18 protein-coding genes are annotated in these 14,722 nt (G+C 67.4%); 9 read left to right on the forward strand and 9 right to left on the reverse strand.

Annotated features, from left to right (window positions below; translation table 11 throughout):
• Positions 1 to 20 precede the first annotated feature (20 nt).
• The 6 genes from AOK11_RS01625 to AOK11_RS38880 all read left to right on the forward strand — a co-directional run bounded on the left by AOK11_RS01625 (position 21) and on the right by AOK11_RS38880 (position 5,192).
• A complete protein-coding gene (locus AOK11_RS01625; protein ID WP_055591807.1) occupies positions 21 to 515 on the forward strand; it encodes a Pycsar system effector family protein in 495 nt (164 codons plus the stop codon).
• On the forward strand, positions 512 to 1,246 hold the full coding sequence (locus tag AOK11_RS01630; protein ID WP_079034563.1) for a Crp/Fnr family transcriptional regulator: 735 nt from the start codon (positions 512 to 514) through the stop codon (positions 1,244 to 1,246). Before AOK11_RS01625 ends, AOK11_RS01630 begins: the two co-directional genes overlap by 4 nt.
• Before the next feature lie 109 nt (positions 1,247 to 1,355).
• Positions 1,356 to 2,141, forward strand: coding sequence for a hypothetical protein (locus tag AOK11_RS01635; RefSeq protein ID WP_157869260.1), 786 nt, complete (start codon positions 1,356 to 1,358; stop codon positions 2,139 to 2,141).
• Between the two features lie 155 nt (positions 2,142 to 2,296).
• A complete protein-coding gene (locus tag AOK11_RS01640) occupies positions 2,297 to 4,210 on the forward strand; it encodes a hypothetical protein (protein WP_055591810.1) in 1,914 nt (637 codons plus the stop codon).
• Entirely contained in the window at positions 4,207 to 5,004 is a 798-nt protein-coding gene (locus AOK11_RS41375; RefSeq protein WP_055591811.1) for a hypothetical protein, read from the forward strand. The genes AOK11_RS01640 and AOK11_RS41375 overlap by 4 nt, the downstream gene beginning before the upstream one ends.
• Positions 5,001 to 5,192 carry a hypothetical protein gene (locus AOK11_RS38880; protein WP_079034564.1) on the forward strand — a complete coding sequence of 64 codons (192 nt, stop codon included), beginning with the start codon at positions 5,001 to 5,003 and terminating at the stop codon, positions 5,190 to 5,192. The genes AOK11_RS41375 and AOK11_RS38880 overlap by 4 nt, the downstream gene beginning before the upstream one ends.
• Positions 5,193 to 5,433: 241 nt before the next feature.
• On the opposite strand, the gene AOK11_RS01650 is transcribed toward AOK11_RS38880, so the two are convergent.
• The 7 genes from AOK11_RS01650 to AOK11_RS01680 form a co-directional block, all read right to left on the reverse strand.
• Positions 5,434 to 5,850, reverse strand: a complete 417-nt coding sequence (locus AOK11_RS01650; RefSeq protein ID WP_157869261.1) for a 3'-5' exonuclease — start codon at positions 5,848 to 5,850, stop codon at positions 5,434 to 5,436.
• A 247-nt stretch (positions 5,851 to 6,097) separates the two neighbouring features.
• Positions 6,098 to 6,943, reverse strand: coding sequence for an IS5 family transposase (locus AOK11_RS01655; protein ID WP_055591813.1), 846 nt, complete (start codon positions 6,941 to 6,943; stop codon positions 6,098 to 6,100).
• A 315-nt stretch (positions 6,944 to 7,258) separates the two neighbouring features.
• Positions 7,259 to 7,681 carry a hypothetical protein gene (locus tag AOK11_RS01660; RefSeq protein WP_055591814.1) on the reverse strand — a complete coding sequence of 141 codons (423 nt, stop codon included), beginning with the start codon at positions 7,679 to 7,681 and terminating at the stop codon, positions 7,259 to 7,261.
• The gene (locus AOK11_RS01665) at positions 7,678 to 8,508 is read right to left on the reverse strand and encodes an IS5 family transposase (RefSeq protein WP_055591815.1); all 831 of its coding nucleotides are present in this window, start codon (positions 8,506 to 8,508) and stop codon (positions 7,678 to 7,680) included. Before AOK11_RS01665 ends, AOK11_RS01660 begins: the two co-directional genes overlap by 4 nt.
• A gap of 101 nt (positions 8,509 to 8,609) precedes the next feature.
• Positions 8,610 to 9,614 carry an NADP-dependent oxidoreductase gene (locus tag AOK11_RS01670; RefSeq protein ID WP_055591816.1) on the reverse strand — a complete coding sequence of 335 codons (1,005 nt, stop codon included), beginning with the start codon at positions 9,612 to 9,614 and terminating at the stop codon, positions 8,610 to 8,612.
• Positions 9,615 to 9,725: 111 nt separating this feature from the next.
• On the reverse strand, positions 9,726 to 10,781 hold the full coding sequence (locus tag AOK11_RS01675) for an aldo/keto reductase (protein ID WP_055591817.1): 1,056 nt from the start codon (positions 10,779 to 10,781) through the stop codon (positions 9,726 to 9,728).
• Positions 10,782 to 10,837: 56 nt separating this feature from the next.
• Complete coding sequence (locus AOK11_RS01680) at positions 10,838 to 11,530, reverse strand: SDR family oxidoreductase (protein WP_055591823.1); 693 nt, start codon at positions 11,528 to 11,530, stop codon at positions 10,838 to 10,840.
• A gap of 131 nt (positions 11,531 to 11,661) precedes the next feature.
• Between AOK11_RS01680 and AOK11_RS01685 the strand changes: the two genes are divergently transcribed.
• Positions 11,662 to 12,243 (forward strand): TetR/AcrR family transcriptional regulator, encoded by a 582-nt coding sequence (locus AOK11_RS01685; RefSeq protein ID WP_055591818.1) that lies wholly within the window; start codon positions 11,662 to 11,664, stop codon positions 12,241 to 12,243.
• 51 nt (positions 12,244 to 12,294) lie between these two features.
• Here the strand turns inward: AOK11_RS01685 and AOK11_RS01690 are convergent, their stop codons facing one another.
• Positions 12,295 to 12,573, reverse strand: a complete 279-nt coding sequence (locus AOK11_RS01690) for a hypothetical protein (RefSeq protein ID WP_055591819.1) — start codon at positions 12,571 to 12,573, stop codon at positions 12,295 to 12,297.
• On the opposite strand from AOK11_RS01690, the gene AOK11_RS01695 reads away from it, so the two are divergent.
• Both AOK11_RS01695 and AOK11_RS01700 read left to right on the forward strand, forming a co-directional pair.
• Positions 12,574 to 13,086 carry a hypothetical protein gene (locus tag AOK11_RS01695; RefSeq protein WP_240497168.1) on the forward strand — a complete coding sequence of 171 codons (513 nt, stop codon included), beginning with the start codon at positions 12,574 to 12,576 and terminating at the stop codon, positions 13,084 to 13,086.
• A 26-nt stretch (positions 13,087 to 13,112) separates the two neighbouring features.
• Positions 13,113 to 13,964: an IS5 family transposase gene (locus tag AOK11_RS01700; protein WP_055591820.1), complete on the forward strand. Its 852-nt coding sequence runs from the start codon at positions 13,113 to 13,115 to the stop codon at positions 13,962 to 13,964.
• A gap of 45 nt (positions 13,965 to 14,009) precedes the next feature.
• Here the strand turns inward: AOK11_RS01700 and AOK11_RS01705 are convergent, their stop codons facing one another.
• Positions 14,010 to 14,405 carry a contact-dependent growth inhibition system immunity protein gene (locus AOK11_RS01705; RefSeq protein ID WP_240497169.1) on the reverse strand — a complete coding sequence of 132 codons (396 nt, stop codon included), beginning with the start codon at positions 14,403 to 14,405 and terminating at the stop codon, positions 14,010 to 14,012.
• Between the last annotated feature and the right edge of the window lie 317 nt (positions 14,406 to 14,722).

Consider the following 14,722-nt stretch of genomic DNA (forward strand, 5'->3'; position numbering starts at 1 on the left):
GACACAAAGGGGGAGGGCCGATGGCGGTCGAGTCGACGGAGACTGCGTGGCGGATTCAGGCGGCTGTTGCGGATTTGACAGCCAAGGCTGATTCGAAGGCCTCGTTTGCACTGACCATGCAATCCACGGCCTTGGCTGTCTTAGGACTGCTTGCGAGTTCCCAACGAGCGGCGGGTGACCTCGACTCGGGCGCATCACGGCTGTTGCTGTGGTGCGGCGCCTTACTCATGGTGGGCGGAGCCAGCTGCGCCGCCTGGGCCATCTCGCCGAACCTCCGAAAGGAGCGGCGGGGGCCGGAACGTGACGACGACTTCCTGTACTTCGGGCATGTTCGGCACTTGGAGCCGGCGGAGCTCGAAGAAGTCCTCCGGAACAAAGATCCGCTGCCACCGCTGTCCCGGCAACTGGTGGTGATGAGCGAGATCGCCTGGACCAAGCACCGCCGCGTGCAGTGGTCGCTCACGTTGGCAGTTGCGGGCTGCACCGCCTTCGCTCTCGCGACCGTGGTCGGATGACACACCAGGAAGGCAGGACGCTGATGAACTTCTGCTCCCTGGTATCCGCCGATGTATGGCGCGACCTTGTGGAACGCGGGCGCCGGCGAACGTTCCGGCGTGGATCCGTGCTGCTGCGAGAAGGGGAGTCGCCGGACTCTGTGATCGCACTGGTCGATGGCCTGGTGAAGGTGACGCAGATCAATGAGTGCGGGGACGAACTGACGCTGACGCTGCGCGGACCAGGCGAAGTGCTCGGGGAAATGGGCGCCTTACTCGGGCGACCACGCTCGGCCACCGTCACCGCAGTCCGTCCGTGTACAGGCTTTGTTCTGCCGGCCCACGCCTTCCGCGGCTACATAGAGCGCCATCGCCTGGAGACGGTGGTGTACCAGCTGACGGTAGAGCGGCTCAACAGCCACGAACGCCTGCGAGCGGACCTCGCGCACCTGCCACGCGTGGCGCGCATGGCCCGAATCGTCAGTCACCTCGCAGACGAGATCGGCCACCCGCACGGCGACGACGGCCTGGTCGTCGAGTTGGGCATGGTCCGCACAGAGCTGGCCACCATGGCGGCCATGAGCCGCTCATCAGCACTTGACGCTCTCAGTCAGCTGCAGGCGGCCGGTGTTTTCACACTTGGCCGCCGGAACCTGGTCATCAACGATGTCGCCCACCTCAGGGCAGCCGCCCGGGACGAGAAGCAGCTGCCGGGTGGCATCGGCTGCCAGGGCGACGCACCCAGCATGTGACTCAGCGCACGCCCGTACCGTCCAGTCCTGGACCATCTCGTCTCTGCTGCTCCACGAAGGTCGTGTTCGCCGCGATTTCGCGGCGGACACCCGACGAGAGGAGCAGCACATGTTGCCGTCTTGGGAGCCGTTGTGGCCCTACCGGGCCGTACTGGCGGTGGACGCCCGCAACTTCAGTGCGCTGGACAGCAAGGGCATGCAGCAGGTGAACGCCGACATCTTGCCGTTGCTGTCCGAGGCGCTCAGCGCCAGCAACGTGAGCGCTCAGTGGCAGCTGCGGGTGTTCGGCCAGCATGCCGGAGACAGCTACGTCGCCGGCATGGACCCGGAGGTGTTGCCCGCGCTGGTGGGCTGCTTCCCCGGTGCCCTGAGGCAGGCTCTGGGTCGTCGACGCGCAAATAGCCCCGCCAGCACGCCCCTGCAGCTCAGGGTCAGCATCCACGTCGGCCCGCTGCCGCACACCGGGCTGGGCGTACCGATGGTGCACACCCACCGGCTCCTGGACGACGACGCACTGCGCACCCTGCTGAACCGCGCGAACCCGGAGATCACCAACACTGCGGTGATCATCTCGCAACGCGTATACGAGGACGTTTTCGAAAGCGGCTGCGTCAACGGCGACGTCCTGCCCGACCAGTTCATGCGGCACCTGGTGAAGGTGAAGAAGTTCCAGCAGCCAGCGTATGTCCACATCCCCGGCTTCGACTGGCGGCTCGCGGACCCGGACATCTTCGAACCCCTCGACACCACGGATGCGGCCACTGAGCAGCCGGCTCCTGCGCCCGGAGCATCCCCTCAGCGGGCTTCCACGGCCCCGGGCACGGTCAGCTTCAGTCACACGGGCGAGCACGGCATCCAGGCCTACAACCACTTCGGCGCCGGGCGGGGACAGTGATGATCGACAACGAGCAGGGCCAGCGAGAAGGCACGGAGACCACGTCGCCATCGGCGGAGCCACCGCCTGTGGAGCCCGTCGAGCCGAACGAGCCTGCAGGCTCCCCTTCACCGCCAGAGGGCGGCGAGCCGAATGGCCAGCCGCAGTCCAGATCCGTGCGCTTCAGTCACTCCGGTGAGCACGGCATCCAGGCCTACAACCTGCACCTGAACGGTGATCAGGCGATCCCCGTCCCCATTACCGAGAGCGACGCCGACTACAAGGCGAGCCAGGACGGCCGGTTCGTCCCGCCGCGCAACACAGACCAGTGGGAGGCCGCTTCCAAACTGCTGGACGAATACGGAGTCATCGTGCTCTGCGCAGCCCAGGGCACCGGCCGGCGCACGGCTGCCATACGCCTGCTGCGTACCGTGACCAGCCCTCCGCCGGCCCTCTTCGACCTCGACCCGGAATGGTCCAAGCCCTCGGTCCGCCCGCTGCCGAAAGAGGCGGGGATGGGATGCATCCTCGATCTCTCCGACCTCGCGGAGCAACCTGGCGAGCGGCTGGGCACCGACCTGGTCAGCTACGGGGCGGAGCTGCGCAAGAACAACTCCTTCCTCGTCATCCTGGCCACGCCCGCCGACTGGTACGGCCACTGGGCCGAACCAACGCTGCCCTTCACCGTCCGGCTGGAGTCTCCCGACGCGCGCGCCCTCGTCACAGCGGAATTCCGGGCGAACTACCGCGGCGATCGTGTGACCTGGTTGGACAGGACAGAGTTCGCTGGCATCTGGAAGGCCAACCCGTCCGCGCGCGCCGCGTGGCGCCTGGCCGACCGTCTGCTCCGGGCGTCCGGCCCGGAGCAGATCCAGGCGATCGTCGATGAGTTCGGCGACTGGCACAGGGAAGTCGAGAAACTCCTCGGCAGGAATCGGGCGACGGGGGGCGACGCGCAGCTGCTGTCCACCCGGGTCACGGTCTGGGCCGGCGCCCTGCTGCACGGAGGACAGCGCAGGTCCGTCATCAAGGCAGCCGATGACCTCCTGACTCGACTCGGGCTCGAACGCCACCCTGTCAACGTTCTGGCCGACGCCACCACATCGAGCCGCCTGGACGCCGCGGAGATCACTCGCGACGGAGACCGGGCCTTCCACGACACGCAGAAAGAAGGCCTGCCCGCCGCCATCCTGCGTCACCTGTGGGACGAGTTCCCCACCCAGCACGAACTCCTGCGCAGGTGGGCCATCGGCATCGCCGTAGACCGGACCGTCCCGGAAGAGGACGCCCGGCTGATCACCACCGCACTGTGGAAACTGGCGGCGCACCGCCACGACCGGGCCATCCTCGACGGACTGGCGAGCGACCTCAAGGGCCCCCGGAGGGTCCTGGCCGTCGAAGCCCTCACCAAAGCAGCCGGGGACGCCGAGTTCGGCCGCTACGTCAGGGACCGCCTGCGCCAGTGGATGGACGCCAAAAACCCTTCGGACGACAAGGTCGACCTCGTCATCGAGATCTGCGCAGGCACCTGGGGAATCCAACAGCCGACCCTCGCCCTGACACGGCTGGGCAAAGCCGCAGGCCACAAGACGTTCGGCTCCGCAACCGTCGTCAATGCCTTCCAGCAACTCGCGCTGCAACGACCAGACGATGTGCGCAAGGCCGTCGACCAATGGCTCACCGACGCCGAAAGTCGGCCCACCGACGAGACCCTGCGCCGCCAGACTCTCGGATCCTTCCTCGCCCTCGTCTCCAGCGACGAGGGAACAGACCTGATCCTGAACAGCACACACGACACCGAAGCCCGGCTGCGCATCATCCACGCATGGCGGAAAATGCTGTCCACCGACGAAGCCGTGGACGCGGTCGTCACGCAACTGTCGCGATGGCATGAGCGATTCCAAGAGGACCCCCACCGCCGGGAAGCCGTGGTGGACGTCCTCGCCGACATCTTCGCCCCACCCAGCCTCCGCCCCGGTCTCGACCGGCTCATGGTGACGGAAGAAGCGGCCATCCTCCCCTTCTGGCGCGAGGTCCTGGTGCTGGCCGCCAACCGTTACCAGGCCTCCAAGGAGGCATCGACCCCTTGACCACCGACGGACCCGGCCTGTGGTGGAACCGTCGGCGCAGTCGGATCCGGGCCCAGTGGCCCACACGCCTGCCCGGCATCCGCTTCTGTGCCCGCGGCACCCTCACCTATCAGGCACACGCCAACATTAAGGCCGGCGGCACAGCCACCGCCCGAGCTGCCGCACGACTCGCCCTGGACGAACTCGGCCGCGGCATCACCCAGAACCACATGCCCGAACAGCTCACCACCGCACAAGAAAGCCTCACACTCGCCGCGGCGCACTGGCACACCCCCAAGGACACACCAGGCCTCTGGCTGAAGGCACACATCACCCTGCTGCTCACCGAGCAAGACGCCAACCGGGCCCAGAGATACCAAGACGCCATACGCGAGGTGACACTCCAGCTCGCGCAGGAACACGAACGCCGAGAACGGTTCAGACAAGCGGTGTTCAACAGCCCGGACGCCACGCGCATCTGGTGGCTCGACCGCCACCTGGACGCCCTGGAATCCCTCGACTGGGACCTCTTCAAGGAGAAGATCCTCCCCCTCGTCGGCGCGGCCGACGACATCCAGTCCAAGGCCGAACGCATCGCCCACACCCTCCTGTACGTCTGGGAGAAACTGGGTAATGACCCAGGACAACACGCCCGCTTCACCACCACCGTCCGCACCGTCCTGGACCAGATGGGATGGAACGACGCCCTCGCCTGGCCGGCACTGGGCGAGCCGTCAGCGGCTGATTCGACCGAGAGCGTCGGTGATGATGGCGCAGAGCCGCGCCCCGTCGCCGAGGCGGGCACGGCCCGATGAAGCTATCCGCCCTGCGCTGGCTGCTCGACCCGGCAACCAGCCTTTTGGCCCTGCGGCTTCGTGTTCAGGAAAGCGGCCGTATGTCCTACGACGCGGCCTGGCGGCTGGCCCGGGTGACCCGCCACCCCGACGAAATGGTGTACCGGCACCACGGACATCTCGCCGAGGACTCCGGCGACGAAAGGTAGTGAGTGATCAATGAAAAGGGTGGCGCTCATAACATAACGCCAGCTTCCGGAGGCGGAGTTGTGGATTCCACGTCGAGTACCTGCGGGCGTGCCAAATTCCCGAACTCGTTCCGCTGCCCTGCCCGCATGGTGGGCAGCGAGTTCGGCGATCGCAGCAGGAGCAACGACTCGGGGCGAGGAGCCCGTTGGGGAGTCCCCATGTCCAGGGTGACCGTCGAGGCGCTCGCGCCCTGCCTCGGGGTCAAGGGTGCACGGTGCCTGACGCGAACCAGTCGTAGGCGTTGGGCAGGGCTTTGTCGGGGACGTCGGTGAGGAAGACGACCGCGAGGCCACGGCGGGCTCTGGAGCACGAGACGTAGAAGAGGTTGCGTGATCGCTCCAGTCGTTTCTCGAGGTCGCGGCCGGTGAGCATCTTGCCCATGTTGTACTGGGTCCACGACCCGTCGTCGATGATCACGATGACGTTGTCGAACTCGTCGCCCTTGACTCCATGCTGGGTGTGGAACGGGGTGAGCTGCTCGCGGTACTCGATGAAGCGGATGACTTCCGTGTAGGGGACTTCCCGCAGGGCGTTAGAGAATTCGGCCAGTTTCGCGTTGTAGCCTTCGAGGTATTCAGACTTCCGTCGGCGTTCGAGGTTGCTGAGCTTGCGGGGCACTGACAGAAGGTGCTGCCGAGCCATGTGGTCGAGTACGTCACCGATTGTTCCGGACTCTCGCACCGTGGTCAGTTGTCTGATGTCGGCTGTGATCAGCTGCTTGTCAGACCGCGTTTGAGATCTGCCGTGTCCCGGGGCGGGAGGGGCCGTTGAGCCTTGCGTGAGTGGCTCTGGGGGCGGGTATCCGTCGGATCTGACGGATGAGCAGTGGGTTCTGAGAGGACGTCCTGATCGAAGAAGCGATAGTTCATGGATTGTGCCAGGTTATGACTGTTTCACCCGTAGCTCGTTTCGCGAGGTTGGAGATCATCGCGAGGCGGATCATGCTCTCGGAGTGGGCGGGTTTGGCCTCGTAGTCGCGGGCGAGGCGGCGGTGCATCATGATCCATCCGAAACTTCGCTCCACGACCCAGCGCCGCGGGACCACGGAGAAGCCTTTGACCTGCTCATTTCGCGGAACGACGTCGACATCGATGCCGAGTGAGGCGCCGTGCTCGATCGCCTTCTTCTTGTAGCCGGTGTCGACCCATGCCTTGCTGATCGTGGGGTGGTTGGTGGCGACGCGGGTCAGGAGCTGCATGCCGGCCTCGTTGTCCGAGATGCTGGCGGCGGTCACCGTGACCAGCAGTAACAGGCCGAGGGTGTCGACGACGATGCTGCGTTTACGGCCGACGATCTTCTTGCCGGCGTCGGTGCCCTGGGTATCGCGGGGCACGCTGGGTGCGGTCTTCACCGACTGGGCGTCGATGACGCAGGCGGTGGGCTCGGCAGTGCGTCCTTCCTGTTCGCGGACGAGTCGGTGCAGGTGGAGGCCGAGTTTCTCGATCGTGCCGTCGGAGGACCAGGTGCTGAAGTACCCGAAGACGGTGGTGTGCGGAGGGAAGTCGTGGGGCAGGTAGCGCCAGGGCACCCCGGTCCGGTTGAGGAAGAGGATCGCGTTCATGACTTCCCGCAGGTCGGCGACCTTTCCGCCGAGGTTGAGGGAAGTCTTCTGCCGCTCGGTCCGCCAGGCGGTCAAGATCGGCTCCATCAACGCCCAGCGGGCATCGGACAGATCGCTCGGATAGGGCAGGCGGGAGGGCTGCGGGGTCATACAGACAGTGATGCACGTGCCCTCCAGGGTCGCCATCGCTCGAACGAGCGAGGCAAAACTGCACCTAGTAGGTCATCCTCGAACCGGACAGGAGCTATCGACCGAATTGCGGCTGAAGAGAACTTCCGAGCCCGTCTGAGAAACCGCTCAATCCGGGTAAAGGCCCTGTATGACGGCAAGTTCGCCAAGCGGCGAACCGTCTGATACCCGCGCATTCATGACGCGAACGTCCTCTGAGAGTGCGGAACGTGAGCTCTTGTCCGTTTCGTGATTGAGGTTGGGGAAGGATCGCTGGTCGCGGGCTGGGTGTGGTCCTCAGGCGCCGGGCCGGGTGAACAGGCCGGGTTCGGCTTCGGTGAGGATGCCCCGGCTGACCAGGCGTTTCAGTTTGGAGCGGATGCCTTCGGTGTTCTTCGGGAGGATCGGCAGGTCGAGGGCCTGGCAGAGGTCGCGGGCTCGCATCGGCCGGCCCGCGTCGGCCAGGGCGGTGAGGATCTGCGGGTAGGCGGGGTGGTCCGGGATGTCGGGACGCTCCGGCTCGGAGGTGGGTGAGGGCGCGGGGAGAGTGAGGAGGGTCTTGCGGGTGATGCGCAGGTTCTCGCTCTCCGCGTCGAACTCGCCGAGCTGCCGGGTGAGTTCTTCGATGCGGGCCCTCAACTGCTCAGCCTGGGAGGCGAGTTCGCGCTCGCGGGTCTCGATGCGCTCCAGGATGACTTTGAGCTGGGGGTTCTCGCTCATGCAGTCCTCCAGGAGGTGAGGGTGGTGCCGGTGAGGCGGCGGCTCATGACGGAGGTCATCGCCCACAGGACGCGGGAGCGGGAAGAAGCGGGACGGTGTTCGTAGTCGCGCACGAGACGGCGGTAGAACATCAAGATCCCGTTCGTCTGCTCCACGATCCACCGCTTGACCTGGGGGACGAACCCTCTGTCGTCCGGGTTGCGTTCGACGATCTCGACGTCGATGCCGTGGTTTTGGCCGTGCTCGACGACCTTCTTCTTGAAGCCCTGGTCGACCAGGGCTTTGGTCACCGTGTCGCACTGCTCGGCGACGCCGTCCAACAGGGCGATGCCGGCAGTGTTGTCGTGGGCGGAGGCGGGCAGGACGACGCAGTCGATGACGAGGCCCAATACGTCCACGGCCAGGCATCTCTTCCTGCCCGGCACCCGTTTCGCGGCGTCCCGGCCGGTCGTCGTAGCGGGGACGCCGACCGCGGCGTGGACGCTCTGCGTGTCCAGGACCACCAGGCTCGGGTCGGCCAATCGCTTCCGCTTCTCCCGCAGCTGCCAGCGCAGCAGGTCGTGAATGTCCTGGTCAGTGCCCTCATCGCGCCAGAGGTAGAAGTAGTACTTCACCGCTCCGGGCGGAGGCATGTCGTGCGGCAGGAACTCCCACTGACACCCCGTCCGGTTCTGGTAGAGGATCGCGTTCACGATCTCCCGCATCGCGTACTCCCCCTGATGCCCGCTGACCGACGGATGCCGGGCCTTCCATGCCGTGATCACGGGGCCGACGAGCTCCCACTGCTCGTCGGTGACATCGCTCGGGTACGGCTTGCGCATGCTCATGCCATAACCCAAGCGAACCCCGAACGCCTGACCGGCAACGATGCCCCAACATCACACCATCGAGCGATCACAAGCCGGACGGAAGGTCACGTTCCGCACTCTCACGTCATCGAGACGACGACCTTGCCAGCCTTCGCCCGGCCCTTCTCGACGTACTCCATGGCCTGGAGGGTCTCGTCGAACGGGAAGACGCGGTCGACAATGGGGCGGATCTTCCCTGTGTCGACGAGGGAGGCGAGCTCACGGAGCTGGTCGCCGCTGGCCTTCATGAACAGGAAGGAGTACGTGACGCCGAGCTTCTTGGCGCTGCGCCGCGACTTGGCACTCAGGACGGTCGTGACCGCGAGCATCACCGGGTTGAGGCCCAACTCGCGGGCGACGTCCGCGTCGGGCGGGCCGGCCACGCTGATGGCCAGGCCGCCGGGCTTGAGGATACCGAAGGACTTGGCGAGGTTCTCGCCGCCGAGGGAGTCGAGTACGAAGTCGTAGCCCTCGAGCACCTCGGAGAAGTCCTGCGTGCGGTAGTCGATGACCTCGTCCGCGCCGAGCTCCTTCACCAGGTCGACCTTGGCGGTGCTGGCGGTGGAGGCCACGTGTGCGCCGAGCGCCTTGGCCAGCTGGACGGCGATGGAGCCGAGGCCCCCGGCGCCCGCGTGGATGAGGACCTTCTGGCCCGGCTGCACCTTGGCCCGCTCGACCAGGGCCTGCCAGGCGGTCAGCGCGACCAGGGGAAGGGAAGCGGCCTCGGTCATGGTGAGCGTGGCGGGCTTTGCCGCCAGGTCGTCCTGGTGGATGGCGAGGAGCTCGGCGAAGGTGCCGATGCGGTCCTTGTCGGGGCGGGCCCACACCTCGTCGCCCACCGCGAACCGGGTGACGGACGAGCCGACCTGGACGACCTCCCCGGCGAGGTCGTTGCCCAGGACGAGCGGGAGCCGGTACGGCAGGATTGCCTTGAGGGACCCGTCGCGGATCTTCATGTCCAGCGGGTTGACGCTCGCCGCGTGGATCCTGACCAGGACGTCGTTGGCGCCCACCTGCGGGTCGGGTATGTCCGCGGCGTGCATCCCGGTGGCGTCACCGTACTTCTCGACCATGAAGGCCTTCATCGACTTCTCCGTTCCGTTCCGTTTCCCGCCCGCGCGGGGCCGGGTTCTGTCGTCGTCCCGGGTTTGTCCCCGAACGAAATAGATTGCGCTACTTTCCTTACCTGCACCGCTTCAGGCCACCGGCACCGCCGGGGCAAGGACGCGGCTCGCGTCGCCGCCCTGGAGGTGCCCCAGCGAGCCGGCGATCCCCTCGTGGGGCACGCCGAGCGGCACCGCACTGACCTCGGTCAGGCGGGTGTACTGCTCGTCGGTCAGCTGGACGTCGAGGGCGCCGAGGTAGCTGTCGAGCTGGGAGAGGCTGCGCGGGCCGATGATCGGGACGAGCGTGGCCACGGAGCGGGCGGCGCGCTCGCGCACCCAGGCCACCGCCACCTGGGCGGGCGTCACGCCGGTCTCCTCGGAGATCGCTAGGACGGTGTCGACGACGGCAGTCTTCTGGTCGGTGCTCTCGGTGTGGATGACCATGCCCAGGTCACTCAGGCGCCCCTCGGCCGAGCTGCGGTACTTGCCGGTGAGCAGTCCGCCGCCGAGCGGGGACCACAGGGCGGCGCCGAGGCCGAGGCTCTCGGCCATGGGCAGGAGTTCGCGGTCGGCGGTGCGCTCGACGAGGCTGTACTCGTGCTGGATGCCGATGATCGGGGCCTGGTTCCTCAGATCGGCGAGGGTCACCGCGCGCGAGACGCGCCAGGCGGGGAAGTTGGACAGTGCGGCGTGGTGGATCTTGCCGGCGCTCACCAGGTCGTCGAGCCCGCGCAGGAGCTCCTCCATCGGAGTGAGCTCGTCGGGAAAGTGCACCCACAACAGGTCGATGTAGTCGGTGCCCAGGCGCTTCAGGCTGGCCTCCACCGAGGCGACCATGTTCTTACGGCTGTTGCCGGTCTTGGAGATGTCCGGCTGCGGGGCGGCGCCGAGGGCGAACTTCGTGGCCAGGACGAAGTGCTCGCGGTCGGCGGAGATCAGCTTCCCGGTCAGCTCCTCCGACTCGCCGAACTGGTAGCCGTCCGCGCTGTCGAGAAAGGTGCCGCCCGCCTCGGCGAACCGGTCGAAGATCCGGCGTGCCTCGTCCGGCTCGGCGCCGGCACCCCAGCCGGTGCCGAAGTTCGCGGTGCCGAGCGCGTACTCGGAGACGCGCAGTCCGGTCCGGTGTCCGAAGGTCGTGTAACGCATGAAATGTCCTTGCATCAGGGGTGGGAAGGCGGCCGCGCCGGGGTGGAAGGCTGAGCTCAGCCCGCGTTCGGCTGGGGTGCGGCGGACAGGCTCTGCTTGACGTACCGGCTGGTCTCGTCGGCGAGGATCTCGGGCAGGCCGGTCTCGATGCCGTGCAGGGCCTGGGCCGCGACGTCGGCGGCGGCGACCTTCTGATCGGCAGGCACGCCGGCGGCCATGTCGGTGTCCATGTAACCGACGTGCAGTGCCGAGACGGTGATCCCTCGCGGTGCCAGCTCCTCACGGGTCGCGTCGCTCAGCGCCCAAGCGGCGGCCTTGGAGGCCGCGTAGGAGCCGAGGCCGGCCGGGTGGAACCAGGACAGGGCGGACAGCACGTTGAGGACGGCGCCGCCGCCATTGCCCTCGATGACCGGGGCGAAGGCGCGGGTCGCGGCGAGCGGCCCGAAGAAGTTCGTCTCCATCTCCCGGCGGACCTCGTCCAGGTCGCCGCCGATCAGGGTGGCGCCGGTGGAGATACCCGCGTTGTTGATCAGCAGCGTCGCATCGGATGCGGTGACGGCGGCCTCCCGGATCGACTGCTCGTCCGTCACGTCGAGGTGCAGCGGCGTGACGCCCGGCAGGTCGATCGACTCGGGGCGGCGGGCCGCCGCGTAGACCTTCGCGCCCTGCTCGACGAGCTGGACGGCCAGCTGCCGCCCGAGACCCCGGTTGGCGCCGGTGACCACTGCGACCGCGTTCTTCAGTTCCATGTCTGCTCCCAGCGTGATGGGCACCGTGTGGCCCGTGAACATTAGATTACGATTGAAATCTATCCCCCAGTCTAGGATAGATTTGCCTCGACATCCAATCGGGAGTTCGGCATCCAATCGGGAGGTGGCTGATGGGCCGCGTATCGCAGGCGCAGGCGGACGAGAACCGCAGGCGGGTCGTGGAGACGGCCTCCCGGCTGTTCCGGGAGCAGGGCACGCAGGTCAGCGTCGCCGACCTGATGAAGGCGGCCGGACTGACCCACGGCGGCTTCTACAAGCAGTTCGCCTCCAAGGAGGCGCTCGTCGACGAGGCCACCGCCCACGCCTTCGCGGAACTCGCCCGGCGCCACACAGCCGGGCTCGAGCGTCACGGCGGGCAGCGCGAGGCCACCCAGCAGGCACTGATCGACACCTATCTCTCCGTCGCACACCGGGACGACCCGGGGGATGGCTGCCCGGTCGCCGCGCTCGCCAGCGACATGGCGCGCGAGGGCGCTGACGGCGAGGCCCGCCGCGTCTACACCGAAGGGGTGGGCGACTTCGCCGAGTGGCTCGCCACGGACGACCAGGACGGTCTCGTCCGGCTGTGCACCCTGTTCGGCGCGCTCGTCCTGGCTCGCGCCACCAAGGGGTCAACCCTGTCGGAGGAGATCCTCGCCACCGCGCACGCGGCCCTGACCGGGCCCGAGCCCGCACCGGCGACGTCACGGTAACCATCGCCGCTGCCGTAGCTGCGGCTGTGGCTGTATCCGTACCTGTCGGCGTCAGCGGGGCAGGATGGCGCCGATCTGGGCCCGGACGTCCCGCAGGATCTCGTCGGTGCTCGCGGTGGCGTTCGGGCCGGCCGCCATGGCGAGGAACAGGACGGCGGACACGACGCGAGCCAGCGTCTCGGCATCGGCCTGTCCCGCGCGGCCTTTGTTGTGCAGTACATCGGCGATCGCCGCCTCGGTCCGCGCGGTGATCTCCAGGGCCTCGCGATGGCGCGGCTCGGCGGGATCGCCGAAGACCATCTCGCGCAGGTAGGTGCGGCCGTTGTCCACATGGGCGCGGTTGCACTCCACGACCGGGCGGGCGATCGCCAGCACCGCGTCGAGCGCATCGGGGATCTTCTCGGCGTCCGCCCGCCCCCGTTCCAGCGCCTCGGTGTAGAGGGAGTTCTGGACCAGCGCATCGAGACCCGCGAGCGCGAACTCGCCTCCCAGGCCGAGCAGTTGAGGGCCCGCATCGAAGAACTCACCCGGCAGCTCGGCGAGTTCGACGCGGAGAGCGAGAACCTGCGCATCACCCGCAAGACCCTCCTCACTCTCCCCGCGCCCTCACCCACCTCCGAGCCGGAGCGTCCCGACATCCCGGACCACCCCGCCTACCCGCAGATCCTCACCGCCCTGGCCGACGCGGGCCGGCCGATGCGAGCCCGCGACCTCTGCCAGGCCCTCGGCCTGCCGATCCTCCCGAAGAACACCGAAGGCATCCGCTCCAAACTGAAACGCCTGGTCAGCCGGGGCATCCTCACCGAAGCCGAACCCGGCCTGTTCACCCGGCCCGGCGCCTGAGGACCACACCCAGCCCGCGACCAGCGATCCTTCCCCAACCTCAATCACGAAACGGACAAGAGCTCACGTTCCGCACTCTGATAGAGCCGTTACTGCCGACGGCGAGGGTCGGGCCGAGGGGCGGGCGGTGGGAGAAGCACCCACGTCGGCGGATCGTGGACGCGATCTTCTACGTGGTACGGACCGGGTGCGCCTGGCGCCAGCTGCCGAAGGACTTCCCGCCCTGGCCCACCGTGTACTGGTACTTCACCTGGTGGCACGACGACGGCACCGTCGAGCAGGTCCACGACACATTGCGCGGCCGGGTCCGTGAGGCCGACGGCCGTAACGCGGAACCGAGCGCCGGGCTGATCGACTCGCAGTCCGTGCGCACGGCCGATACGGCCCCCGTCGGCACCCGGGGCTTCGACGCGGGCAAGAAGGTGAAGGGCCGCAAGCGGTTCATCGTCACGGACACCCTGGGCCTGCTGCTGGCGGTTCACGTGGTCGCGGCGAACATCCAGGACCGCGACGGCGCGAAGCGTTCGTTGCTGTGGACCCGCCTGGACCATCCGGACGTGCAGAAAATCTGGGCGGACCAGGGTTTCGCCGGCCGCCTCGTGGAGTGGTCACGCACGATCCTCGGCCGCGAGCTGGAGATCGTGCGCAAGGCCCCGGGCCAGCGCGGATTCCAGGTCCAGCCCAGGAGATGGGCGATCGAGCGCACCTTCTCGTGGCTCACCGCCCACCGCCGCCTCGCGCGTGACTACGAGACCAGCCCGGCCCGCTCCGAGACCATGATCCGCTGGGCAATGATCGGCCTCATGGTCCGCCGACTCACCCGGGGCCGGCCGGTGACGCGTCCGGGCCCGCGCTTGCTCCGGCGAGACGTTCCGTAGATACGCCGGCCTTCCCTTCCATGGGGAACGTCCTGCGTCGGTGCTCTACGGAGCCAGGAACCGTTCAACCTTCTGTTGCAGGTCAGGCGGCAGGTCGGTCAACTTCGAGATGATCACGCGAAGCTCTCGGCCAAGTTCGGAGGACTCGGTCCAGACCGCCGGGTTCCTGGTGAGGACCGCGGACAGCAGATCACCTTCGTACATGTGCCCCTCTGCCATCGGGTTCTCCCGCAACACTTCCAGTGCCAGTGGCAGGAGGTGGGGCAGGCCTATGTCCTGCCCGATCAACAAGCGCATGTCCTCGACGGTCAGCTCGCCGATCGGCCGACGCCGCAAGGCGTGTGCAGTAGCGACAAGGCGGGTGTCGTCGGCTGATGGGGCCGGCCAGCGGTCGCGTTCAAGCTCTTCAAGGGAGCGGTCACGATTCAGGGGGCGCGTCACCGCCTGATTGTCCTACGACGAGATCTCAAACGCGGTCTGAGGTGGCGGGGGCGTTGCCATGTGCGTCGGTAGGAGGTACGCCCGGTGAGCTCCTCGATGGGTATCGCAAGGTTCTCCGGGGTCATGCGCTCATGCAGGAGAGCGAAGAACTACTCGGCGTCGTCGTAAGGCATTCTCCCAGGATGGTTCCGTCAGGGAGGTGGGTCGTAGTAGTCCACGTCGCTGTGTGCTGGTTCAGGCATGCCTTCCCAACGGCTTGGCGCATTGCCGGTCACGCGGTGTCGCGCCGTTCGGCGGGCGGTGGGCGGTGGGAGGTG

It is taken from the genome of Streptomyces hirsutus (assembly GCF_001418415.1).
GTDB lineage: Bacteria > Actinomycetota > Actinomycetes > Streptomycetales > Streptomycetaceae > Streptomyces > Streptomyces hirsutus.